The following is a 22,134-nucleotide window of genomic DNA, read 5'->3' on the forward strand; positions in this document are numbered from 1 at the left end:
GGAGTACCTATGACCGGCATCGTCCTTCGGCGTCGCATCAGTGTGCCAGCCATCCTCGCATTCGCGCTGCTCACCGCGGGGTGCGCCACCCCGGGCGTCGGCGGCGCGGCAGCACCCTCGCCACCGCCGACCCCGAGCGAGACCCTGTCACCGACGACTCACCCGGAACCGTCCGGGACACCGCACTCGGCGACGCCCCCGGTCTCGTCGGAGCCGACACCGCGACTGTCGACATCCGATCTCCTCGACGCGTGCCTCGTCGCGGTCAGAGACGAGAACGCCCCGGCATCCGAGCAACTCGATCGGTCCACGATCGAGAGAGAGCGCGCCCGATCCGCTCTCCGCCCGGACGGCCTGTGGTACGTCGTCGTCCCTGTGACCGACCCCACGGTCGACGCACCGTTGGAGTACGCCTGCCTGCTCACCGGCGACATGACCGTCGACGCGAGCTGGGGTCGGATCACCCCGGATGCGGACGACTTCGAGCAGTGGTCTACGGCGACGGAGCCGGACCAGGGCACGTGATTCGGTGACACGCAACTGTGGCACGCCCCGTCACGCCCGATAACGCGAAAGTGCCCGGAGAACAGGTCTCCGGGCACATCGATCGGGTCAGGACTTCTCGTCTTCTTCCGGTTCGAAGGTCGACGCAGTCCCGGTGTGCCCGGCCGCGACACCGTCCGGGTTGCTCGGGATGGTGCCGTCCTTGCCGAGACCACCCGGCTCACGCGTGCCGTCGCTATCCGTGTCGGTCGTCGAGACCTCGACGTCGGGACCCTCGTAGGCGTTATCGTCGGTCTCACGACGGGTGTCGTCGCTCATGTCGTCCTCCTTCTCTTCGTCGACGGCTTCTGCCGTCCGGTCTCAGATGAACGGGGCGAGCGCTCCCGCCGTCAGAGCGAGCGCACCGGCCAGCGCGCCGGACGCGGTGGCGGCCGTACGCAGATTGCGGCGTGCGCGGGACTTCCGCGCACGATTGCCCGGCGCCTCCGTCGTCAGAAGTGAGCGCTGCGCCTCCTTGAGCGTCGCGTAGCGTCCGATCGGAGTGGCCTGGCCGTCGAGAGCGATGTAGTGCCCGTCGGAAGAGGTGTCGACCGACCCGACGAACTCGCCGTCGGTCGAGGCGACGTAGAAGCCGGGTGCGACCGTCGACCAGGTGATGTTCCGGGCGCTCAGGATGCGGGTCGGTGCAGGGGCGTGCTGGAGAAGGCTCATGCTGCGGTCGCCAGTTCGCCCGGAACGGGTGCGATGTCGCCGCTTGTCGGCAGAGCGGGCGCGACCGGAAGCGCGGGAGCGACGTCGAAGTCGGCGAAGTCGACGACGAGGCCGGTGGACGAGGTGGCGGCACGAGCCATCTCCGTCAGCAGCGCGGAGTCGAGCTTCTCCGCCTCGAGCCCGTCGAAGACGAAGCGGAGCGGGATGGACGGCTGCAGCCAGATCGTCTGTCGTCCCGCGGCGATGTCGGCCCCGTGCCGCCAAGTGAGCGTGAAGCTCTCCGATCGGCGGAGCTTGGTCGCGGCGAGCACCTTGAGGTGCGCGAGCAGGCGGTCGGGGACCTCGATCGACTCGGACGTGTTCCCGTAGAACAGCTGGCCCATGATTGCTCTCCTCACAGATGCTGGATGACTTGTTCGGAACGCTACTAGGTGGGCAAGTATCTCGTCAAGTTAGATATCTGCTAAGGTAAAACTCACCAGCCACGAACGCGGAGGTGTGCAGATGACCGGCTTCTTCTACAACGACGAGCGTCGGCGTGCGACCAGCGCGCTCGAGGCGTTGCGCCTGTACCAGGCCGCCGAGGCGGCCATGCGCCGCCGGACCCGCGAGTCGATGTCTATGGGCGAGAACGAGTTGCTGGTCATCCGACAGCTTCTGCGCGCGCAGTCGCGCAACATTCCCGTGAAGCCGGGGGATGTCGCGAAGTACCTCGGCATATCTTCGGCCAGCACCACGAGCCTGCTCGACCGCCTGGAGTCTGCGGGCTACCTCCGTCGTGTGCCGCATCCGAGCGATCGCCGCAGCGTCTACCTGGAACCGACGGAACGCGCAGACGACGAGGTCCGCTCCACGTTGTCGGCCATGCACGACCGTATGCATCAGGTGGCCGACGAGACCACGCCCGAGGCGACCGCAGCCGTGATCGACTTCCTCTCGCGCATGCAGGACGCCGTCGACTCCGTCGAGCCGGCACCCCGTCTCCAGGGTCAGCGCGGAGCAGCGCCCACCGGCTGATCCTTCAGCTTCGGCGGGGCTGGCAGGCGGGGCACCACCACGTGCGTCGCCGTTCCGGATCACCCGAGACCTCGGCACGTACGAGGATGCGCGTCCCGCACCTGAGGCACGGCCTGCCGGCGCGGCCAGCCACCCAGTGGGCACTGCCGCGCCGCGTGGAGCCGGTGGTCACCTGGTACATGCCGGGCACTGTCGCGGAGAGGCGCAGCGCACGCGCGGCACGTGCGACGAGCGAATCCAGGTCGGCGGTGGCGACGGGATCGAACGGGTGGACGCCCGAGAGGAAGGCCAGCTCGTTGGCCCAGAGGTTTCCCAGACCCGCGATGTTGCGCTGATCGAGGAGCGCGCCGACGAACGCTCGATCCGGACGGGCGCCGAGCCGCCGCACGGCCTCCACAGCATCCCAATCATCGCGCAGCGGGTCCGGCCCCAGGTGACCGAGCGCGGTCGCCACGCTATTGGCACGCAACAGCTCGACGACGGGCATGTCGATGCCCCAGAGCGTCACACCCCCCTCGAACTCGGCTCGCACTCGCACGGCCGACTGCACGCGCACCGGAACCGTGCGTCCCGAACGGGTCACCGTCCACGACCCCTGCATCAGAAGATGCGTGTGGAGTGCGAAACCGGGATCGAGCCAGGTGATCAGATGTTTGCCACGGGTCTCGAGCCCCGCGATCCGCCAACCGGCCAGGGATGTCCCGGCAGCCGAGCCCGAGCGGAGCTCTCCGGACGAGATCATGCGACCCACGACCTGCGGCCGCAGCCGGGCCGCCATTCGGAAGACGCTGTCACCTTCCGGCACGGATCGCCCCGGGCGTCATGCTGACCTCATTCCCCCCAGTCTGCCGCAGGGCCCTAGCCTCGGCTTTCTGAACCGTCAACGGGTCGAGAAAAACTCCCGACGCGATGACGATGTCGTCATGACTGAGATCACTGCGCACAAGGGCATCTTCAACGACATCGAGCTGCACGTCGACGACACCGGCGGCTCGGGCCGCCCCGTCGTCCTGATCCACGGCTGGCCGCTGTCGGCGCAGTCGTGGTCCGAGCAGATCCCCGCCCTCACCGCGGCCGGGTACCGCGTCGTCGCCTACGACCGCCGCGGCTTCGGTCGCAGCGACAAGCCGCGCTCGGGCTACGACTACAACACGTTCGCCCAGGACCTGGCATCCGTCCTCGACACCCTCGATCTGCGCGACGCGACCCTGGTCGGCTTCTCGATGGGAGGCGGTGAGGTCGCGCGTTACATCGCGAACCACGGCCAGGACCGGTTGCACAGTGTCGTATTCGCCGCCGCGGTGCCGCCGTACCTGGCGCAGACGCCCGACAATCCCGAGGGCCCGCTCACGCAGGAGGCCGCCGACGAGATGGAGAACGGGCTCCGAGCGGATGAAGCGACCTTCTACGACGACTTCACGACCGCCTTCTTCTCCGTCGACGGCGAGCTCAAGGTCACGGAGGAGCAGCGCCAGGAGGCCCTCGCACTCGCGCGCCAGGCCGACCACCACGCGGCACTGAAGTCGATGGAGGCGTGGGCGACGACCGACTTCCGCCGCGATCTGGCCGCGGTGACCGTGCCCGCGCTGATCATCCACGGCGACGGCGACGGCACCGTCCCCTTCGAAGGCTCGGGCAAGCGAACCCATGAGCAGCTTCCGGGCAGCGAGCTGGCGCTCATCGAAGATGCGCCTCACGGCCTCAACGTGAGCCACGCCCGCGAGTTCAACGACGCCCTGCTCGCCTTCCTCGCGAAGTAGGACTGCTCCGCACGACGACGATGGGCCGTCCCGCAGCAGCGGCGACGGCCCATCGTGGCGTAGAGGTCCGAAGACTCAGAGGTCCAGCTTCTCGTTGCGGCCCTCGTAGGTCTCACCGGTGATCTTCGACTTGATCAGGCCGATGGCGGTCGCGATGCGTCCGCCGGCGCTGCTCCAGTACTCCCCCGAGATCGCGTCGACCCGCAGCAGCGTGATGCGAGGGTCGTCCGGGCCGTCGGGGAACCAGGCCTCGAGAGTGCTCGACCAGTAGTGTTCGAGGCGAGCGCGGTCGTCGACGATGGTCGCCTCACCGGCGAGCGAGACCCACGCGTCGTCCTTGCTGAGGGCGACGCCGACGGCGGGCCGCGAGGCCACGTGGGTCGCGACGGACGATCCGCGGTCGACGACGAACCAGAGGTCTCCGTCGAACTCGGCCTCCTGCACCGTCAGCGGGCGCGCTGTGAGCTTCCCCGATTCGTCGACCGTCGTCACCATGGCGAACCGGAACTCGGGCAGCAGCTCCGCCAGGATGGCGCGGGGGTCTTCGTTGTCACTCATCGTTTCTCCTTCGATCTGGCGTGGTCGTCATCCGTGGGTCCAGGCTCGCACCGGGACCAGCCCTCGGTCGCCGTCTTGACAGCCGACTCGATGGCGACAGTCGCGCGACCCCTCAACCGCCCGAGGGGTTGTCGAGCGGCTGACCGTCGCCATCGGTCGTCGTGTCGGCATCTCCGCCATGACCCTCCGGCGCGGGCTCGTCGGGCGCCGCGCTCGGAGCCCCGGGAAAGGCCGATGCCCCGCCGGTGGCGGTTCCGGTCTCGATGTCGTCGCCCGGGATGTCGGGGCGCTCTCGGTCGCTCATGTGTTCGTCCTCTCGTCGTTGCGTGACCGCGACGCTACGCACCGAGCCGGCGCGGACCGAGGGTATTGACACGCGTGAGGCACGGATCATCCCGCAGGGGGATGCTTCTCAGCCGATCGACCGACGCGTCGCAGGGTCACCGCTTCGTAGCGTCGAACCGTGACCGCCGCTCCCCTCTCTCCCCTCGACCGCATCCACCTCGCCGCCGGCCGCGGTCGCGCCCTGGTCGGCTCGATCCTGGGCAACATCGCCATCGTCGGCATCATCGCCCTAGCGGCCCTCGTCGTGCCGATCGCCGCCGCTCTCGTCTTTGGTCCCGCGCTCCTCGCTCGGCTGTGACGCTCGCGCCGCAGTCCTGCTCGTGGCCGGAACGAGCTTCAAGCCGATGACAGCGACCACGATGCCGGCGATGAAGACCACCTTGCCCGGAGCGAACGCCTCAGCGCCCGTCGCGATCGACCAGGTCACGGTCAGCGCTGCGCCCACCCCCACCCAGACCGCGTAGGCCGTACCGATCGGAATGTGCTTCATGGCGCGTCCGAGCCCGAGCATGCTGAGCAGCAGACCGATGGCGAACACGACACTCGGCACGGGGTGGCGTAGCCCGTCCGATTCGCCCAGGGCCGTCGCCCAGACAGCCTCGCAGACCGCGCTGGCGAGCAGGATCGTCCATGCACGTGTCATGTCAGCTCACCACCTTGAGGCCGACGACGCAGGCGACCAGGAGCAGTAGCAAGAGGATGCGCGCGGTCGACGCGCGCTCGCGACGGGTGACCATCGCCCACACGACGGTGAGCGTCGCGCCGACACCGACCCACACGGCGTAGGCGGTGCCGGTCGGCAGCTCCGTCATCGCGAACGCGAGTCCCGCCATGCTCGCGGTGAGCGCGAGGGCGAACAGCAGAGCCGGTCGTTTCCGCCGGAATCCCTCGGATGCCGCGAGCGCGGCGGCCCACACCGCCTCGAGGACGCCGGATGCGATCAGGATCACCCATGCCATGACAGACCTGTCCGAGTCAGTCTTGTCTGGTGCGGGTACTGCTCCCTCGTCCGCGGGCCCGGCCGGGGCCCCGTCCTCCAGCGTAGCTCGCGTCAGGGCGCAGGGACGAGGAAGAGGACGTCCAGAAGCCCCGGATTGTGCGCGTGGACGAGGACGCCGAAGACGACGGCGTCGAAGAGCAGGTGCACCGTCACGACGTAGGTGAGCGACCGCGTGCGCAGGAAGATGTAGCCCTGAAGGAGCGCGAACGGGATCGTCAGCACCGGACCCCAGGCGCGGTAGCCGAGCTCCCAGAGGAAGGAGACGAACACGATCGTCTGCAGAGCGTTCGCCGACACGTCGGCGAAGTGCCGCCGGAGAAGCGCGAAGCACGTGCAGATGAAGAACAGCTCGTCCCAGATGCCCACGGCACCGACGCCGATGAAGAGGCGCGCGATGAGATCGGGGGTGTCGACGACCGGCCAGTTCGTGTAGACGCCCGAGGTGATGAAGTAGAAGGGCAGGATGAGCCACCCGAGCACGAGCACGGCGGCGAGCCAGACCCACTGGAACGTCGTCCAGCGCCCTCCGCCACGCCAGGGGAAGCGGATCGCGTGATCGCGGTAGACGAAGCGAGACACGAGGTACGGCAACAGCACCGCACCTCCCAGCGCGAGGGTGAAGCGCAGCATCGCGAGGTTGTCGAGCTCGGCCTTCAGATCGATCAGGCTCACGACGACGAGACCGAGGGCGATGAGCGAGAGATCGCGCGCCAGCGAGGGCCGCGTATCCTCGCCCACGCGCCACCGGTCGACACCGAGGGCGGCGATGAGGCCGAGCACGAGCAGCGTCCACCCGAGCCAGGGCTGCAGCAGCACGAAGAAGGCGGGTGCAGCCAGACACACCAGAAGCGCCGGCACGGTGCTCGCCGAGACGATCGGACGAGCGGCCAGTCCCGGGTGCGTCTTCACAGCGTCCGCCCTCCCGTCAGGCCGCGTTGATGCGGCGGTAGGCGAGGTCGCGGATGTCGCGCCCCTTCGCGATGCCCTTACGCTCGAAGGCCGTCATCACGCGTCCCTCGAAGCGCGGCGCCCACTCTCCGTCGAAGGCGGGGGCGAAGCCCGCGGCATCCCCCATCACCTCGCGCATCTGTCGGGCGTAGTCCTCCCAGTCGGTCGCCAGACGCAGCACGCCGCCGGGCTTGATCACCCGCGCGGCCAGTGGCGTGAAATCCGGCGAGATGAGGCGCCGCTTCGTGTGACGCGTCTTGTGCCAGGGGTCGGAGAAGAAGATCCAGAGCTCGTCGACGGATGCCGCCGGCAGCAGGTGCTCGAGCACCTCCGGCGCGTTCGCCTCGACGAGGCGCAGGTTCCGCACGCCGGCACGATCGGCGTCGAGCATGGTGCGGGCGAGCCCGGCCCGGAACACCTCGACGGCGAGGAAGTCGGTCTCGGGCGCGGCTTGCGCGGCCGCGACGATGGCGTGCCCCTGCCCGGAGCCGATCTCGACCACGAGCGGCGCGATGCGGCCGAACAACGCCGCAGGATCGACCTCCGAGCCCGGGCGGACGCTCAGCACGGCCTGATCGCGCTCGACGGGGATGTTGTAGAAGTCGCCGAGCTGGTTCCAGGCTCGCTCCTGTCCATCGCTCATCCGTCCGCTGCGACGCGCGAACGACACGGGCCGCTCGCGGTAGCGGGGTTCGTCACCGGTGTCGGGCGCGTCGGTCTGCGGCATGAGTCCAGGGTATCGACCGGCCGGGGCGGCGCCGACCCCGCGCGTTCGGTCAGGCCGCGACGAAGTCGATGAGCTCCTCGACCCTGCCCAGCAGCGCAGGATCGAGGTCGCGGTAGGTGCGAACAGATCCGAGGATGCGCTGCCACGCGTGCGCGATGTCGGCCTGGTCCTCGGCAGGCCAGCCGAGGGCTCGGCAGACGCCGGTCTTCCACTCGATGCCGCGGGGCACCTGCGGCCACGCACGGATGCCGACGGCCTCGGGGCGGACGCACTGCCAGACGTCGATGTGGGGGTGCCCGACGATCTTGAGATGGGCGCCGTGCGGACCGCGCAGGATCTGCTCCGCGATTCGGGTCTCCTTCGAGCCCGGGACCAGATGGTCGACGAGCACCCCGTAGCGACGCTCGGCGGAGGGCGGCTCGTCTCGCAGGAGGTCCGCCAGCAGGTCGATCCCCTGCAGATATTCGACCACGACGCCTTCGACGCGGAGGTCGGCACCCCACACCTTCTCGACGAGCTCGGCGTCGTGTCGCCCCTCCACCAGGATGCGCGACGCCCGTGCCACGCGCGCCCGCTGCTGCGGAGCCACGAACGAGCCCGAGGCGGTCCGCAGCCGGCCGGCCGGCTGCGCCGCCTTCGGCGCCACGAGCTTGACCGGCTCGCCGTCGACGAGGAAGCCGCCCCCGAGCGGGAACAGGCGCACCTTTCCGAGGCGATCCTCGAGCTCGACGTTCCCGCCGCGCACCGCCACGACGGCCCCGCAGTAGCCGTCCGACGCGACCTCGACGACGAGATCGGGTTCGGCGGGCACCTCGGGCACGACCTTGCGTCCGGCGTCCCGCCATCCGCTCGCGAGCACATCGGTGCCGTATCTGTCGTCCATGATTTCTCCCGCCTCGCGCCCCGTCGGGCCGCCGGTCAGCGTAACCGCGGCCGTTCCCGTCGCCGGGTATCCGCGCCGCGATTCCGCTGCCCGCTGATTCACAGTCCCGGCATAGGCTCGGACACGACGCCCTCAATAGAGTGGAGACGAGGCCGGTCCTCCGACCTCGGAAGGGGAACGGATGCGCGTGCTCCGAGCGGTGACGCTCTCGATCGTGGCGAGCCTGATGTTCGTCGTGGGCGGCTCCGCCGCGGCCTGGGCGACCGACCCGGTCGACCTCGGCTCGGGACGCGTCGTCGATCAGGCCGATGCGCTCTCGTCGAGCGAGGAGCGTGCCGTCGACGAGAGGCTCACCGCGTTGAGCTCCGAGGCGGGCGTCGATCTGTGGGTCGTCTACGTCGACGCCTTCACCAGTCCGTCCGACGCCGAAGGCTGGGCCAACGCGGTCGCCGAGCGCGGCGGTCTCGGCACGACCCAGTACGTGCTGGCGATCGCGACCGAGCAGCGCAACTTCTACCTGTCGGGCGACACCAACGGCCCGGTCGACGGCGACACCCTGGGCACGATCGAGACCCGCGACATCCTTCCGGAGCTCCGTGCAGAGGATTGGGGCGGCGCAGCGTTCGCCGCAGCTGGAGGGCTCGCGGCTGCGGTCGGTGGATCCAGCGGCGGATCCGGCGGCGCGTCGGACGGCTCGGGCGTTTCGAGCCTGACGATCGTCCTCGGGATCCTCGCCGTGGGCGCCGTGATCGCGGTCATCGTCGTGTTCGTCCGCCGTCGGCGCGGCGGGGCCGGCCGCGCCTCCGTCCGTGGCGCGGCGGCCGAGCCGATCGAGCAGCTCGCCCGGCGCTCCGCCAGCGCGCTCGTGGCAGCCGACGACGCCATCCGCACCAGCGAGCAGGAGCTCGGATTCGCGACTGCGCAGTTCGGCGACGACGCAGCCGCTGCGTTCGCCGAGACGCTGGCTCAGGCGCGACGCGACCTCGATGAGGCGTTCTCGTTGCAGCAGCGCCTGGACGATGACCAGCCCGACACCGAGGCCGATGTCCGCGCCATCCACACGCGGATCCTCGAGCTGTGCGCGCACGCCGACTCCGAGCTGGACGCGCGTGCCGACGAGTTCGACCGTCTGCGCGACCTCGAGCAGAACGCTCCCGAGGCGCTCGCGCGCATCCAGCAGGAGCGCAACGCCGCCGGGGCCGGGCTCGACGGGGCGGTCACCTCTCTCGAGCGGTTGCGATCGGCGTACGCCCCCGAGGAGCTCGCGACCATCGACGACAACCCCGAGCAGGCTCGCAGCCGCCTGACCTACGCGGATGAGCAGCTCGCGTCGGCGCAGCAGTCGATCGCGGCGGGCGACGGCGCCGCCGCGGCCGTATCGCTGCGCACAGCCGAGGGAGCTGTCGCTCAAGCTGCTCAGCTGGAAGCCTCGGTCGAGAAGATCGCAACCGACCTCGCCACCGCCGAGCGCGACGCCGCTGCGCTCATCACCGACCTCGAACAGGATGTCGCTGCAGCGGTCGGCGTCCCCGACCCCGACGGCGCACTCGCCGCGGTCGCTTCCGCCACGCGGCAGCAGATCGATGCCGCGCGCGCTCAGCTGACGGGCGAGCACCGCCGCCCGCAGGCGGCACTGTCCGCGCTCCTGGGTGCGAACTCCGCGATCGACGCTGCGCTTGCCGGCGCCCGGGATGCCGCGCAGCGGGCCGCCCGCGCACGGCAGACGCTCGAACAGCAGCTGCAGCAGGCCCGCGCCCAGGTCTCCGCCGCGGAGGACTACATCGGTACGAGGCGCGGCGCCGTCGGCGCGACCGCCCGAACGCGCATCGCCGAAGCACGCGCCTCGCTCGACCGCGCCGAGGCGACCGCGCAGATCGAACCCGAGCGGGCACTGGCCGATGCAACGCGTGCGACGCAGCTGAGCGGACTCGCGATAGACGCGGCGCGCAGTGATGTCGGCGGCTTCGCAACAGGGTCGTCCGGCTCGAGCTCCAACGGCATGATGGGTGCCATGATCGGCGGCATGGTGCTGAACTCGCTCCTCGGAGGCGGGTCGTCCGGACGCCGCTCGTCGGGCTTCGGCGGCAGCGGCTTCGGCGGCGGCCTGGGCGGCGGGTTCGGCGGATCGCGCGGCGGGTTCGGCGGCGGTTCCCGTGGTCGCAGCGGCGGCGGAGGTTTCGGCGGCGGAGGCCGCTCTCGCCGCGGCGGCGGCCGCTTCTGACGACTTTCTCCTCTTCCAGACCACCCACGAAAGGAACCCCGATGGCAAAGCAGTCCATCTTCGGTCGCATCTCGACGCTTGTGAAGGCGAACATCAACGCCCTCCTCGACCAGGCCGAGGACCCGCAGAAGATGCTCGACCAGCTCGTGCGGGACTACACCAACTCGATCGCCGACGCGGAGTCGGCGATCGCCGAGACGATCGGCAACCTGCGCCTGCTCGAACGCGACCACCAGGAAGACGTCCAGGCCGCGGCTGAGTGGGGCAACAAGGCCCTGGCAGCGAGCCGCAAGGCCGACGAGCTGCGCGCGGTGGGCAACACCGCCGACGCCGACAAGTTCGACAACCTCGCGAAGGTCGCGCTGCAGCGGCAGATCAGCGAGGAGAACGAGGCTCGCGCCATCGCGCCGACCATCGCGACCCAGACCGAGGTCGTCGAGAAGCTCAAGGACGGCCTCAACGGCATGAAGGTCAAGCTCGACCAGCTGCGCGTGAAGCGCTCCGAGCTGCTCGCGCGCGCCAAGACCGCCGAGGCGCAGAACCGCGTCCACGACGCCGTCAAGTCGATCGACGTGCTCGACCCGACGAGCGAGCTCGGTCGCTTCGAAGACAAGGTGCGCCGCCAGGAGGCGCTCGCCGCCGGCAAGCAGGAGCTCGCCGCCTCGAGCCTCGACGCGCAGTTCGAGAGCCTCGAGGATGTCGGTCAGCTCACCGAGGTCGAGGCACGGCTCGCCGCGCTGAAGACGGGCGGGGCCGCGGGCGCCATCGAGCGCTGAGCGCCGATATCGACGCCCGGGTCGGCGCTGCCACCCGGGCGTCGACGCTCCACCCGCTGAGAACGCCCGACGAAGGACGAAGGAATGACCCGATTCATCGTGGTCCCGCAATGGCAGGGCTCGCCCTCGACCCGGTCGATGACTCTGATCGACGGTGCTGACGCGATTGCGGGCGACCTCCCGCGCAGCGCGACCGTCCGGGTCGATGTACCCGTCGAGGCCGGTGAGGCCCTCGGCAGCGGCATCCGCCGCTTCAGCTCGCTCCAGCGCACCCGCGACCTGATCACGGCTGCCCTCGTGGAGGCCGATGACGTCGCGGCCGACTCGAGCGGCGGGGGTCAGAGCGGGCACGCGGTGGTCGTCGGCGGCGACTGCGGAGTGGCCGTGCCGGCGATCGCGCACGCGGCCTCGCTGCATCCCGACACGACCGTCGTCTGGTTCGACGCGCACGGCGATCTGCACACTCCCGAGTCATCGCCCTCGGGAGCCTTCGGCGGCATGGCCCTGCGCGCGGTGTTCGATGCGACCCCGTTGTCACCGGATGCCGCGGTGCCCGCCGATCGCATCGTTCTGGCGGGCGCCCGCGAGTTCGACGATGCAGAGACCGAGGTCATGCGTTCGACGGGTCTGACGCATCTCGGCGTCGACGAGCTGGCCGATCCGGCCCGCCTGGCCGATGCGGTGGCGGCCACCGGCGCGGCATCGGTGTACGTCCATGTCGATCTCGACGTGCTCGACCCCGCGGCGATCACGGGAGTGAGCGCGGCCGTGCCGTTCGGGCTCGACATCCCGACCCTCACGAACGCGATCGGCGTCTTGCGCGGACGCCTCCCGCTCATCGGCGCATCCGTCTCGGGGTTCGCCCCGCCGCATCCCGAAGCCGTGGTGGACGACATGGGTTCCGTGCTCCGGGTCGTCGGAGCCCTGGCGTGAGCGGTGTCCGCATGCCGCCCGACGGATGGCGGCAGCGAGCTGACGCGGCGGTCGCACGCGGCGAGTCGCTGGATCGGCTCATCCCTCGGGTGCTGCTCGACTCCCCCATCAGCCAGTTCGGCGCCCGAATCGGCACCGCCTTCGGATTCGCCTGGGGAACGCTGTGGTCGACCGGCCGCGTCGAGCGCCGCCACGGGCTGTGGGTCTTCCGCGGGATGCCGGGCTGGACGTTCGGTCGCGGCGGCGTCTGCGTCGGATCGTGCTTCCTCACCGGCGACCGCGAGCCGAGCGAACGGATCCTCACGCACGAGGCCGTGCACGCGCGGCAGTGGCGGCGTTACGGGATGCTCATGCCGCTTCTCTACCTGATCGCAGGACGCGATCCCCTGCGCAACCGATTCGAGATCGACGCGGGACTGGCCGACGGCAACTACATCCCACGGCGCGCCGAGAGCCGCTGACAGACCTCAGCGGGCGGTCGCGAGCCCGAAGCGCTCGGGCGTGTGGATCGACGCGGCGGCCATTCCGCAGCGCGCGGTGAGGTGATCGACGATGTCGGCCGTGCCGAGGAACCCGCCCAGCAGGTGCACGCGCGTCGCCTTCGCAGCATCCGTGCACAGCATCTCGTCGGCCCACGCGGTAACGGCGCGAGAGAGCGCCTCACCCGAACCGCAGCCGCGGCCCGAACCCGGGGCGCCGGTTCGGCGCGAACGGTCGAGCCAAGTCACGACCATGCGGGCCGGCGCCGATACGGTTCCGATCCACGCGGCGTCGGGCACTTCGATGAAGACCCGCCCGGTCGAGCACAGCGGCAGCGTTGCGAGGAGCGCCTCGAGCTCGGCGAGCGAGTGCTCGTCGGCCGTCACCAGGTGCTGCACCCGGACGTGCTTCGAGGCGCGACAGGCGGCGGCGCTGTGGAGCTCGGTCATGATGACTCCACTATACCCGCGGTGTAGGCATGCCTTACCTACCCAGTCGAAACCCCACGCCTCCTCCGAGGTCTCACATCAGGATGACGCGGCGCAGTTCGGCGAGCTCGTCGTCGGCGAGTCCGTGCGACCGGAGGTAGTCGGCCGGGGAACCGAATCGCTCGCGCAGGTCGGCCAGGAGCCCGCGCATTACCGGCGCCGGCGAGCGCGTCGCCAGATCGACGAGCTGCGGGGCGTCGGGGTGGTGCGCGCGGAGATACGCGAGGATCGGCGCGTTGCGCTCGGCCGGCAGCATCGTCTCCGTGCGGGCGTAGTCGTCGACGACGGCATCCTCGTCCACTCCCGCTGCCGCGAGGATCATCGCGATCGTCACTCCGGTGCGGTCTTTGCCGATCGTGCAGTGCACGAGCACCGGCTGATCGGCGATGACCCCGCGGACGACCTCGAGCACGCGCGGAGCCGAGTCGTCGACGAGCGAGCGATACATCGACTCGAGCGACATGTCGGCGCGGAACAACGAGGCGACCGACCCCAGGAACAGCGGCACCCGCTGGGTTGCGATGACGAGATCGCCGAGAACCGTGGGCTCGGAACGCACCTCGTCGTCGTCGCGGAGGTCGATGATGCGGCGCAGCCCGAGATCGCTGAGAGCGCGGCGCCCGGCGTCGTCGACACGGAAGAGGTTTCCCGACCGATAGAGCACGCCCGACCGGGTCGAGGTGCTACCTGCCCGCAGGCCACCGGTGTCACGGAAGTTCAGGGCTCCCGGTACCGAGAGCGATGCCGCGCCGCTCATCCGGCGGGACGCGGGAGCGGCGGCACCGGGTACCGGCCCGCGATCGTCAGGCGATTGAACGCGTTGATCGAGATGAAGAGCCAGCTCAACGCGACGTACTCCGCCTCGGAGAAGACCCCGCCCACGCGGTCGTACAGCTCGTCCGATACGCCCTCGTCGGCGATGTGCACATACGCCTCGGCGAGCTCGAGAGCCGTGCGCTCGCGTTCGTCGAAGACCCCCGACTCGCGCCAGGTGGCGAGCTGGGCGATCTCGTCGGCCGTCACACCGGCGGCCACCGCCCGGCCCACATGCACACGCACGCAGTAGGCGCAGCCGTTGAGCTGCGAGCTGTGGACGAGCGCGAGCTCTTTCAGACGCTCGTCGATGCCGGCATCCTGCGCGATGGTGCCCACCGTGCGGGCGAACGCGTCGAGCGCGTCGTAGGCCGGACGAGCCGCCTTGGCGAGATGGATGCGCCGCTCCGGATTCATGCGTCAACCCTATCCACCGCCCTCCCCCGTCGCGCGAGAATGGTCCCCTCCCCAATGCGAAGGATCACCGTGCACGACGACACGTTCGACGAGTTCTCGTTCCTGCCCGTCCAGGCCGCGGAAGCCGGTGTGCCGGCGCCCGTGGCCGAGCGGCTGTTCACCTTCGCACCCGACGGGCGCCCGATCAGCGCGCTGCGACTCGGCGACGGCGAGCCCGAGGTGACCCTTCTCCACGGGGCCGGCCTCAACGCCCACACATGGGATCGCACCGTCCTCGCGCTCGGGCGGCCGGCGCTGGCGTTCGACCTTCCGGGCCACGGCGACTCCGGCTGGCGCGACGACGCGGACTACACGGGCCAGACCCTCGCGGCCGACATCGCTCCGGCGCTCGCGCAGTGGACGACGACGCCGCAGGTCGTGGTCGGGCAGTCGCTCGGCGGCCTGACGGCCGCAGCCCTCGCCGCGATGCACCCCGAGCTCGTGCGTGCCCTCGTGATCGTCGACATCGCGCCCGGGCTCGACCCCGCCGGAGCGGCGTCGCAGATCCGGCGGTTCTTCGCCGGACCGACCAGCTGGGCCTCTCGCGCGGAGATGGTCGAGCGTGCACTGTCGTTCGGGCTCGGCGGAGACCGCACCGCGGCCGAGCGCGGCGTCTTCCTCAACTCGCGCGTGCGCGACGACGGCCGCGTGGAGTGGAAGCACCACTTCGCACGCATCGCCAACCAGCTTGCCGCCGACCCCGGCGCCGCGGCCGCGGCATCCGAGCGGCAGGATGCGCTGGCGCCCACCCTCGCGGCATCCGGCTGGGAAGACTTCGCCGCCGCGGCGGCGCCCATCACGCTCGTACGCGGCACACGGGGCTATCTGACCGATGCCGACGTCGATCGGTTCGGCGAGCGCGTTCCCGCAGCGCGCATCGTCACGGTGGAATCGGGCCACAATGTGCAGGAGGAGCTCCCGACCGAGCTCGCCCGCATCATCCGCGACGCCACCACCGCCTGACACCGCTCAGCCTGCGCACCGCCCGCTCTCGATGAAATAGGGAGTCGCCGTGCGACGCTGGACGTCGGTGAATGCGTCTCGCGGTCGCGGCGGACCCTAGGCTGTATGCCGCACTGAGTTCGCGGACGCGCATCGGACAGCAACGATGCCACCGCCCTTGCGAAAGGAACCCTCCTCCACATGCTCCGCCGCACCACCGTGACCGCCGCCGCACTGCTGGCTGCAGGCACCCTCCTCCTCGCCGGCTGCACCGGGTCGACCGAGCCCGGGCCTTCCGCCACCATGGGCGCCCCTGACCCGGACGCCAGCGTCAACATCCGCCTGGTGCTCGAGCCCTCGAACCTCGACATCCGGCAGACCGCGGGCATCTCGCTCGATCAGACGCTCATCGACAACGTCTATCAGGGCCTCGTCGCCCGCACTGCGGAGGGCGAGATCGTCGACGCGCTCGCCAGCGCCCACGAGGTTTCCGCAGACGGCTTGACCTACACGTTCACGTTGCGTGAGGGAGTCATCTTCCACGACGGCCAACCCCTCACGCCTCAGGATGTCGTCTCGTCGCTGACCACCCGGCAGGCCACCGCCGAATGGGCAGACAGCGAACGACTCGCCAACGTCACGTCGGTCACCGCCGACGGGCAGAAGATCGTGCTGACGCTGTCGCAGCCCGACTCGTCGCTGCTGTGGAACCTCACGGGCCGCGCGGGCATCATCCTCAAAGAGGGCGACACCGTCGACTACAACACAGCCGCCAACGGCACCGGGCCCTTCCGGCTGGCGAACTGGCGCCAGGGCGCCAGCCTGACGCTCGAGCGGAACGAGGCGTACTGGGGGGATGCGGCTCAGGTAGCCGACGTCACGTTCGACTTCATCCCCGACAACCAAGCAGCCATCAACGCCGCTCTCGCCGGCGAGATCGACGTCGTCGTCGGCTTCGACGCGAACCTCGCCGATCAGGTCGAGGGCGGCGGCGACTTCGTCGTCGAGACCGGCAGCGCGACCGACAAGAGCGTGCTCGCGATGAACTCCACGTCGGGGCCCCTGGCTGATGTCCGGGTGCGCGAGGCGATCCGAACCGCCATCGACCACGACGCCATCGTCGAGGCCGTCGGTGCAGGGCAGACGCTCTACGGTCCGATCCCCGAGGCCGACCCCGGATACGAGGACCTCTCGGATGTCGTCTCCTACGACCCCGAGGCAGCCCGGGCGCTGCTGAGTGAGGCCGGTGTCAGCGATCTCGCGCTGACCCTGACCATCCCGTCGGCCTACGGCACGACGCTCCCGCAGATCCTGGTCTCGAACTTCAACGACGTCGGGATCGACCTCAAGGTCAACCCCGTCGACTTCGGCACCTGGCTCAGCGACGTGTACACGAATAAGGACTACGAGCTCAGCGTCGTCAACCACGCCGAGCCGCGCGACTTCGAGAACTGGGCGAACCCCGACTACTACTTCACCTACGACAACGCCGAGGTGCAGGATCTCTACGCGCAGTCCCTCCTCGCAACGGACGAGCAGTCTGCCGATGACCTCTTGAAGAAGGCTGCGCGGATCGTGTCCGAGGACCACGCCGCCGATTGGCTCTACAACTGGGCTTCGGTGGTCGCGGTCGCCACGAATGTCTCGGGTATGCCCATCGACAACGTGAACGCCCGCATCAACCTCGCCGAGATCGCCAAGAGCGACGGGTGATCCGCTACGCGCTGACGCGACTGGCCCTGCTCCTGCTGGGCCTGGTCGTCGCCAGCGTGCTGATCTTCGTGACGTTGCGGGTCCTTCCCGGCGACGTCGCACAGCAGATCGCGGGAACCACCTCGACGCCGGAGCAGGTCGCCGCGCTTCGTGAGCGCCTCGGCCTCGACGTGCCGCTGCCGACGCAGTATCTCGAGTGGATGGCGGGGCTGGTCCGCGGCGATCTCGGCACCTCGCTGGTGACCGGCTCACCCGTCGCGGCGGAGCTCGCCGCCAAGGCCCAGGTCACCGTTCCCCTCGGACTGATGTCGATGCTCGTGGCGCTGATCATCGCGCTCCCGTTCGGCGTCGTCGCGGCGATACGTCGCGGTCGCGTCGACGGCACGGCGCTCTCGTTCGGCGCTCAGGCGCTCGCGGCGGTGCCGGTGGTCTGGGCGGGCATGATGCTCGTCGTGGTCTTCGCGGTCTGGCTCGGCTGGCTTCCCGCGCAGGGCTTCCCGCGCGACGGCTGGCGCGACCCGGGGCGCGCCTTCGCGGCACTCGTTCTGCCCGCCGTGACGATCGGCGTCGTCGAGGGCGCGATGCTGATGCGGTTCGTCCGCAGCGCGACGCTGTCGGCGATGGGCCAGGACTTCGTCCGGACGGCGTCCGCGAAGGGCCTCACGCGCCGCGCCGCGCTGCTGCGCCACGGGCTGCCGACGGTGGGGCTGTCGATCATCAGCGTCCTCGGGCTGCAGGTCGCGGGCATCGTCGTCGGTGCGGTCGTGATCGAACAGCTCTTCACCCTTCCGGGGATCGGTCGCATGCTCGTCGCGGACGTCGGCCTGCGCGATCTGCCCAAGGTTCAGGGCGAGCTCCTGGCGCTCACGGCCGTGGTGCTCGTGGTCGGCTTCATCGTCGATCTGGTGCATCGCGGTCTGGATCCGAGACAGCGGGAGGCCTCATGAACATGCGGATGCCGTGGCTGCGGCGCCTGTGGTCGCTTCCGGCCGGCCGTTTCGGGCTCCTCGTCGTCGTCGCCATCGGGGTCGTGGCTGCCGTCTCGCTCGTCTGGACCCCCTTCGACCCGCAACGCGTTGACATCCCCGCGCGGTGGAGCCCGCCGGGCTGGCCTCATCTGCTGGGTACGGACGCCTCGGGTCGCGACATTCTCTCGCTGCTGATCGCGGGGGCGCGCACGACGGTCCTCGTCGCCGCGGGCGCGGGCATCGTCGCCACCCTCATCGGTATCGCGCTCGCCTGCCTGGGGGCGCTCACGGGGCGCTGGACGCGCGAGGTGGTCGCGGTGCTCGTCGACATCCTGATCGCCTTCCCGGTGCTGCTGATCGCGATGATGATCTCGGCGGTGTGGGGCGGCTCGTTGTGGGTCGTCGTGATCTCCGTCGGCATCGGCTTCGGCGTCAACATCGCGCGGGTCACGCGGCCGGAGCTCCGCCGCACGCTGCACAGCGACTTCGTGCTCGCGGCACGCGCGAACGGGCTGACGCCGTCGCAGATCGCGGTGCGCCATCTGCTCCCCAACGTCGCACCGGTCTTCATCGTGCAGCTGTCGTGGGGCATGGCCGTCGCTGTGCTGGCCGAGGCGGGCCTGAGCTATCTCGGGTTCGGCGCGCCGCCGACGCAGCCCTCGTGGGGGCTACTGCTGAGCGAGCTGCAGACGTACCTCACCGCGCATCCGCTCAGCGTCGTGTGGCCGGGGCTGGCCATCACGATCACCGTGCTCGGGCTCAACCTGCTCGGCGACGGTCTGCGCGAGGCAACCGACCCGACGCTCGCCCGACGCCGCTCCCCCGCCGCCTCGCACACGCCGGCGGTGGTCGCATGAGTCTCGAGGTCGAGGGCCTGTCGATCGTGCTCGACGGGCGCCGCGTGGTCGACGACGTGTCGTTCGGCGTCGCCGACGGCGCCCGGGTCGGCCTCATCGGAGAGTCGGGGTCGGGCAAGTCACTGACCGCTCTGGCTGTGCTGGGGCTGCTTCCCGACGGCGCCGAGGTCGACGGCAGCATCCGGTGGAACGGTCGGGAGCTGCTCGGACTTCGCGATCGCGAGCTGGCGGCCCTGCGCGGCGAGCAGATCGGCATCGTCTTCCAGGAGCCCCAGACCGCCCTCAACCCTCTGCGGACGGTGGGGCGGCAGATCGCGGAGCCGCTGCGCATCCACGGCCGGGTCGGTCGCCGCGACGCCCTCGCCCGCGCCCAGGCCGACGCCGATCGGGTTCGGCTGCCCGAGGGCGCTCTGCGCCGCTATCCCCATCAGCTCTCGGGCGGTCAACGTCAGCGGGTCGCGATCGCCATGGCGCTGGCCACCCGGCCGCGCCTGCTCATCGCGGACGAGCCGACGACGGCCCTCGACGTGACGATCCAGGCCGAGATCCTGGCGCTCCTGGGCGAACTGGTCGACGACGACGGGATGTCGCTGCTGTTCATCACCCACGACCTGGCCGTGCTGTCGCAGGTCGCGACGGAGGCCGTCGTGCTCGAACGCGGTCGCGTCGTCGAGACGGGCGCGGTCGCCGACCTGCTCACCGCTCCGCGGTCGGAGGTCACCCGCGGCCTGCTGCGCGATGCCACCGCCACGGTGTGGCGGCCGGAGGGAGACGCATGACCGGCGATGCCCTCATCTCGGCCCGCGGCCTGAGCAAGCGCTATCGGATGCGTTCGACCGGGCTCGGCGCACCGCGGCGCGAGACCGTCGCGCTCGACGATGTCGATGTCGACGTGCGGTCGGGCTCGGCGTTCGGCATCATCGGCGAGTCGGGATCGGGCAAGTCGACACTCGTGCGGCTCCTCCTGGGCCTCGACACGCCCTCGTCGGGAACGATCACGATCGACGGGCGTCCGGTCGACGCCCGTGCGTCGGCTCGCAGCCTGCACTGGCTCCGCCGCCGCACCGGCATCGTCTTCCAAGACCCGTACGCCTCGCTCGATCCCCGGATGAGCGTGGGCCGTATCGTCGGCGAGCCGCTCTGGGCGCTCGACATCCCGGGTGACCGTCGAGCGCGCGTTCGCGAGGTGCTGTCGGATGTCGGATTGGATGCCGACGCGGCCGAGCGCTACCCGCACGAGTTCTCGGGCGGCCAGCGCCAGCGCATCGCCCTCGCGCGCGCGATCGCGCACCGCCCGGCGATCCTCGTCGGCGACGAGCCGCTGTCCGCGCTCGACGTGACGGTGCGGGCGCAGATCCTCGAGGTCTTGCGCCGTCTGCGTGCGGAACAGGGGATGACGCTGCTGCTGGTCTCGCACGACATCGGCGTGGTCCAGAACCTGTGCGACGACGTCGTCGTGATGACCGAGGGGCGCATCGTCGAGGAGGGTCCCACCGAGAAGGTGCTGCTCCAGCCCCAGGCCGCCTACACGCGGCGCCTGCTCGCCTCGGTGCCCGTGATCGACCCGCATCGCGCGCAGGACTAGACGTCACCTTCCGCACCCGATGTCGGTGACCGCCGCTACCGTAAGGCCATGCGCGCGATCATCCCCCCGTATCTCCTCGCCCGCGTCGCCTCCGCTCGCGAGCCCCACCTCGCGCGGGCCGCGGTCGCCGCGCGGACCACCCTCGCCGCGCGTCCGTCCGATCTCGCCGGACGTTCGCAGCTGCGTCTCTCCGTCGAGCCGGGCGGCACTCTCGTCGCCGAGCGCATCGCCGCAGCCGACCGGGCCGTATCCGACGCGCATGGCCGCGAAGAGCTTCCGGGCGTCCTCGTTCGTCGCGAGGACGACCCGCCCACCGGTGATCGCGCGGTGGACGAGGCCTTCGACGGGCTCGGCGCGACGTTCTCGTTCTTCCTCGACGCCTTCGGCCGCGATTCGATCGACGGTCGGGGTGGTGTGCTCGCCGCCACCGTCCACTACGGCGAGGCCTACGACAACGCGTTCTGGAACGGCGAGCGCATGGTGTTCGGCGACGGCGACGGCGAGGTGTTCACCGGATTCAACGGGTCGCTGACCGTCATCGCGCACGAGCTCGCTCACGGCGTCACAGAGTTCTCGGGAGGCCTGACCTACGCGGGCCAGTCCGGTGCTCTCAACGAGTCGCTGTCCGACGTCTTCGGCGCACTCACCGAGCAGCACCGACTCGGACAGAGCGCCGAGCAGGCATCGTGGCTCATCGGTGCGGGCATCTTCACGGATGCCGTCCAGGGGCGCGCCCTCCGATCGCTGGCCGAGCCCGGGTCGGCGTACGACGACGACGTGCTCGGACGCGACCCGCAGCCGGGACACATGCGCGACTACGTCGTGACGACCAGTGACAACGGCGGGGTCCACATCAACTCGGGCATCCCGAATCGGGCGTTCCACCTCGTCGCGACGCGGCTGGGCGGCTACGCCTGGGAACGCGCGGGACTCATCTGGTACCGCACGCTCACCTCGGGGGCGCTCTCCCCCGACGCCGACTTCGCTGCGTTCGCCGCCGCCACGATCGACCAGGCCGCCGACGAGTACGGTGAGGAGACGGAGGAGGTCGCCGCCGTGCGTGCCGGATGGCAGGGCGTCGGCGTGCTGGAGGATGCCTGACACCCGTGACGACGGTTCCACGGCCGAGCTGCGGATCGTCGTGGAGCGCACCGGCGGTTTCGCCGGCCTGACGCGGACGTGGCGAGTCGAGCCGGCGCCGGCCGAAAGCGCCTGCTGGCGCGAGCTGGTGGGGCGGTGCCCCTGGCAGGAGATCGACGCGTCGGCACCGGCAGGCAAGACCGGATCGAGCGGGGCCGACCGCTTCCATTGGCGGATCGCGGTCACCGACAGCGAGACGACGCGTCAGGCCGAGTTGAACGACGACCTCGACGAACCGTGGCGTTCGCTCGTCGACGCCGTCCGGACGGGACGCTCGGCGACGCCGGGGGGCGTGGCCGAGGAGTGACG

The 22,134-nt window shown here is 70.4% G+C and carries 30 protein-coding genes and 1 riboswitch; of the genes, 16 read left to right on the plus strand and 14 right to left on the minus strand.

Going from position 1 to position 22,134, the window contains the following annotated elements; translation table 11 throughout:
* Window positions 1-9 precede the first annotated feature (9 nt).
* Entirely contained in the window at window positions 10-525 is a 516-nt protein-coding gene (locus C1N74_RS11650) for a hypothetical protein (RefSeq protein ID WP_103842199.1), read from the plus strand.
* Between the two features lie 87 nt (window positions 526-612).
* Here the strand turns inward: C1N74_RS11650 and C1N74_RS11655 are convergent, their stop codons facing one another.
* The 3 genes from C1N74_RS11655 to C1N74_RS11665 are packed head-to-tail and all read right to left on the minus strand — an operon-like array spanning window position 613 to window position 1,598.
* Window positions 613-822: a hypothetical protein gene (locus C1N74_RS11655; protein ID WP_103842197.1), complete on the minus strand. Its 210-nt coding sequence runs from the start codon at window positions 820-822 to the stop codon at window positions 613-615.
* A gap of 42 nt (window positions 823-864) precedes the next feature.
* Entirely contained in the window at window positions 865-1,215 is a 351-nt protein-coding gene (locus C1N74_RS11660) for a hypothetical protein (RefSeq protein ID WP_023955268.1), read from the minus strand.
* Entirely contained in the window at window positions 1,212-1,598 is a 387-nt protein-coding gene (locus C1N74_RS11665; protein ID WP_071919273.1) for a hypothetical protein, read from the minus strand. The genes C1N74_RS11660 and C1N74_RS11665 overlap by 4 nt, the downstream gene beginning before the upstream one ends.
* 121 nt (window positions 1,599-1,719) lie before the next feature.
* Here C1N74_RS11665 and C1N74_RS11670 point away from each other — a divergent pair, with 121 nt between their 5' ends.
* Window positions 1,720-2,232 (plus strand): MarR family winged helix-turn-helix transcriptional regulator, encoded by a 513-nt coding sequence (locus C1N74_RS11670; protein ID WP_023955270.1) that lies wholly within the window; start codon window positions 1,720-1,722, stop codon window positions 2,230-2,232.
* Between the two features lie 4 nt (window positions 2,233-2,236).
* Here the strand turns inward: C1N74_RS11670 and C1N74_RS11675 are convergent, their stop codons facing one another.
* A complete protein-coding gene (locus C1N74_RS11675; RefSeq protein ID WP_036305919.1) occupies window positions 2,237-3,037 on the minus strand; it encodes a DNA-formamidopyrimidine glycosylase family protein in 801 nt (266 codons plus the stop codon).
* Window positions 3,038-3,155: 118 nt separating this feature from the next.
* Here C1N74_RS11675 and C1N74_RS11680 point away from each other — a divergent pair, with 118 nt between their 5' ends.
* Window positions 3,156-3,992 (plus strand): alpha/beta fold hydrolase, encoded by an 837-nt coding sequence (locus tag C1N74_RS11680; RefSeq protein ID WP_137750580.1) that lies wholly within the window; start codon window positions 3,156-3,158, stop codon window positions 3,990-3,992.
* 75 nt (window positions 3,993-4,067) lie between these two features.
* Here C1N74_RS11680 and C1N74_RS11685 read toward each other — a convergent pair whose 3' ends face one another.
* Together C1N74_RS11685 and C1N74_RS11690 are read right to left on the minus strand one after the other, a co-directional pair.
* A complete protein-coding gene (locus C1N74_RS11685) occupies window positions 4,068-4,550 on the minus strand; it encodes a pyridoxamine 5'-phosphate oxidase family protein (protein WP_023955273.1) in 483 nt (160 codons plus the stop codon).
* 112 nt (window positions 4,551-4,662) lie between these two features.
* On the minus strand, window positions 4,663-4,854 hold the full coding sequence (locus C1N74_RS11690; RefSeq protein ID WP_064955634.1) for a hypothetical protein: 192 nt from the start codon (window positions 4,852-4,854) through the stop codon (window positions 4,663-4,665).
* A gap of 159 nt (window positions 4,855-5,013) precedes the next feature.
* On the opposite strand from C1N74_RS11690, the gene C1N74_RS11695 reads away from it, so the two are divergent.
* A complete protein-coding gene (locus C1N74_RS11695; protein ID WP_137750581.1) occupies window positions 5,014-5,193 on the plus strand; it encodes a hypothetical protein in 180 nt (59 codons plus the stop codon).
* Here C1N74_RS11695 and C1N74_RS11700 read toward each other — a convergent pair.
* From C1N74_RS11700 to C1N74_RS11720, 5 genes are all read right to left on the minus strand, one after another.
* Entirely contained in the window at window positions 5,125-5,538 is a 414-nt protein-coding gene (locus C1N74_RS11700; protein ID WP_071919270.1) for a multidrug efflux SMR transporter, read from the minus strand. The genes C1N74_RS11695 and C1N74_RS11700 overlap by 69 nt on opposite strands.
* A gap of 1 nt (window position 5,539) precedes the next feature.
* The gene (locus tag C1N74_RS11705) at window positions 5,540-5,854 is read right to left on the minus strand and encodes a multidrug efflux SMR transporter (RefSeq protein WP_023955277.1); all 315 of its coding nucleotides are present in this window, start codon (window positions 5,852-5,854) and stop codon (window positions 5,540-5,542) included.
* Between the two features lie 10 nt (window positions 5,855-5,864).
* Window positions 5,865-5,929: riboswitch (guanidine-III (ykkC-III) riboswitch) on the minus strand.
* A gap of 17 nt (window positions 5,930-5,946) precedes the next feature.
* A complete protein-coding gene (locus tag C1N74_RS11710; protein ID WP_237049155.1) occupies window positions 5,947-6,804 on the minus strand; it encodes a CPBP family intramembrane glutamic endopeptidase in 858 nt (285 codons plus the stop codon).
* Between the two features lie 16 nt (window positions 6,805-6,820).
* A complete protein-coding gene (gene trmB / locus C1N74_RS11715; protein ID WP_071919268.1) occupies window positions 6,821-7,570 on the minus strand; it encodes a tRNA (guanosine(46)-N7)-methyltransferase TrmB in 750 nt (249 codons plus the stop codon).
* A 49-nt stretch (window positions 7,571-7,619) separates the two neighbouring features.
* Complete coding sequence (locus C1N74_RS11720) at window positions 7,620-8,453, minus strand: DUF3097 domain-containing protein (RefSeq protein ID WP_137750582.1); 834 nt, start codon at window positions 8,451-8,453, stop codon at window positions 7,620-7,622.
* Window positions 8,454-8,634: 181 nt separating this feature from the next.
* Here C1N74_RS11720 and C1N74_RS11725 point away from each other — a divergent pair, with 181 nt between their 5' ends.
* From C1N74_RS11725 to C1N74_RS11740, 4 genes are all read left to right on the plus strand, one after another.
* Window positions 8,635-10,674 (plus strand): TPM domain-containing protein, encoded by a 2,040-nt coding sequence (locus tag C1N74_RS11725; protein ID WP_181405523.1) that lies wholly within the window; start codon window positions 8,635-8,637, stop codon window positions 10,672-10,674.
* Window positions 10,675-10,715: 41 nt separating this feature from the next.
* Window positions 10,716-11,450 (plus strand): PspA/IM30 family protein, encoded by a 735-nt coding sequence (locus tag C1N74_RS11730; RefSeq protein WP_137750583.1) that lies wholly within the window; start codon window positions 10,716-10,718, stop codon window positions 11,448-11,450.
* 84 nt (window positions 11,451-11,534) lie between these two features.
* A complete protein-coding gene (locus C1N74_RS11735; RefSeq protein ID WP_071919265.1) occupies window positions 11,535-12,383 on the plus strand; it encodes an arginase family protein in 849 nt (282 codons plus the stop codon).
* 11 nt (window positions 12,384-12,394) lie between these two features.
* A complete protein-coding gene (locus C1N74_RS11740; protein ID WP_088380269.1) occupies window positions 12,395-12,844 on the plus strand; it encodes a Fe-S oxidoreductase in 450 nt (149 codons plus the stop codon).
* A 6-nt stretch (window positions 12,845-12,850) separates the two neighbouring features.
* Here C1N74_RS11740 and C1N74_RS11745 read toward each other — a convergent pair whose 3' ends face one another.
* From C1N74_RS11745 to C1N74_RS11755, 3 genes are all read right to left on the minus strand, one after another.
* Entirely contained in the window at window positions 12,851-13,312 is a 462-nt protein-coding gene (locus tag C1N74_RS11745) for an SIP domain-containing protein (RefSeq protein ID WP_023955288.1), read from the minus strand.
* A gap of 73 nt (window positions 13,313-13,385) precedes the next feature.
* The gene (locus C1N74_RS11750) at window positions 13,386-14,108 is read right to left on the minus strand and encodes a tyrosine-protein phosphatase (RefSeq protein ID WP_137750584.1); all 723 of its coding nucleotides are present in this window, start codon (window positions 14,106-14,108) and stop codon (window positions 13,386-13,388) included.
* Window positions 14,105-14,581, minus strand: a complete 477-nt coding sequence (locus C1N74_RS11755; RefSeq protein WP_023955292.1) for a carboxymuconolactone decarboxylase family protein — start codon at window positions 14,579-14,581, stop codon at window positions 14,105-14,107. Before C1N74_RS11755 ends, C1N74_RS11750 begins: the two co-directional genes overlap by 4 nt.
* A gap of 54 nt (window positions 14,582-14,635) precedes the next feature.
* Here C1N74_RS11755 and C1N74_RS11760 point away from each other — a divergent pair, with 54 nt between their 5' ends.
* The 8 genes from C1N74_RS11760 (at window position 14,636) to C1N74_RS11795 (ending at window position 22,132) form a co-directional block, all read left to right on the plus strand.
* The gene (locus C1N74_RS11760; RefSeq protein ID WP_137750585.1) at window positions 14,636-15,583 is read left to right on the plus strand and encodes an alpha/beta fold hydrolase; all 948 of its coding nucleotides are present in this window, start codon (window positions 14,636-14,638) and stop codon (window positions 15,581-15,583) included.
* Between the two features lie 180 nt (window positions 15,584-15,763).
* Window positions 15,764-17,275: an ABC transporter substrate-binding protein gene (locus C1N74_RS11765; RefSeq protein ID WP_137750586.1), complete on the plus strand. Its 1,512-nt coding sequence runs from the start codon at window positions 15,764-15,766 to the stop codon at window positions 17,273-17,275.
* A complete protein-coding gene (locus tag C1N74_RS11770) occupies window positions 17,272-18,222 on the plus strand; it encodes an ABC transporter permease (RefSeq protein ID WP_137750587.1) in 951 nt (316 codons plus the stop codon). Before C1N74_RS11765 ends, C1N74_RS11770 begins: the two co-directional genes overlap by 4 nt.
* Entirely contained in the window at window positions 18,219-19,100 is an 882-nt protein-coding gene (locus C1N74_RS11775) for an ABC transporter permease (protein WP_375538045.1), read from the plus strand. Before C1N74_RS11770 ends, C1N74_RS11775 begins: the two co-directional genes overlap by 4 nt.
* On the plus strand, window positions 19,097-19,879 hold the full coding sequence (locus tag C1N74_RS11780) for an ABC transporter ATP-binding protein (RefSeq protein WP_137750588.1): 783 nt from the start codon (window positions 19,097-19,099) through the stop codon (window positions 19,877-19,879). Before C1N74_RS11775 ends, C1N74_RS11780 begins: the two co-directional genes overlap by 4 nt.
* Entirely contained in the window at window positions 19,876-20,685 is an 810-nt protein-coding gene (locus tag C1N74_RS11785) for an ABC transporter ATP-binding protein (RefSeq protein WP_137750589.1), read from the plus strand. Before C1N74_RS11780 ends, C1N74_RS11785 begins: the two co-directional genes overlap by 4 nt.
* Before the next feature lie 48 nt (window positions 20,686-20,733).
* Window positions 20,734-21,786: a M4 family metallopeptidase gene (locus C1N74_RS11790; protein ID WP_137750590.1), complete on the plus strand. Its 1,053-nt coding sequence runs from the start codon at window positions 20,734-20,736 to the stop codon at window positions 21,784-21,786.
* The gene (locus tag C1N74_RS11795; protein WP_258317921.1) at window positions 21,779-22,132 is read left to right on the plus strand and encodes a protealysin inhibitor emfourin; all 354 of its coding nucleotides are present in this window, start codon (window positions 21,779-21,781) and stop codon (window positions 22,130-22,132) included. The genes C1N74_RS11790 and C1N74_RS11795 overlap by 8 nt, the downstream gene beginning before the upstream one ends.
* The last annotated feature ends 2 nt before the right edge of the window (window positions 22,133-22,134 follow it).

The sequence above is a fragment of the Microbacterium sp. SGAir0570 genome, assembly GCF_005491085.2.
GTDB classification, from domain to species: Bacteria; Actinomycetota; Actinomycetes; order Actinomycetales; family Microbacteriaceae; genus Microbacterium; species Microbacterium arborescens.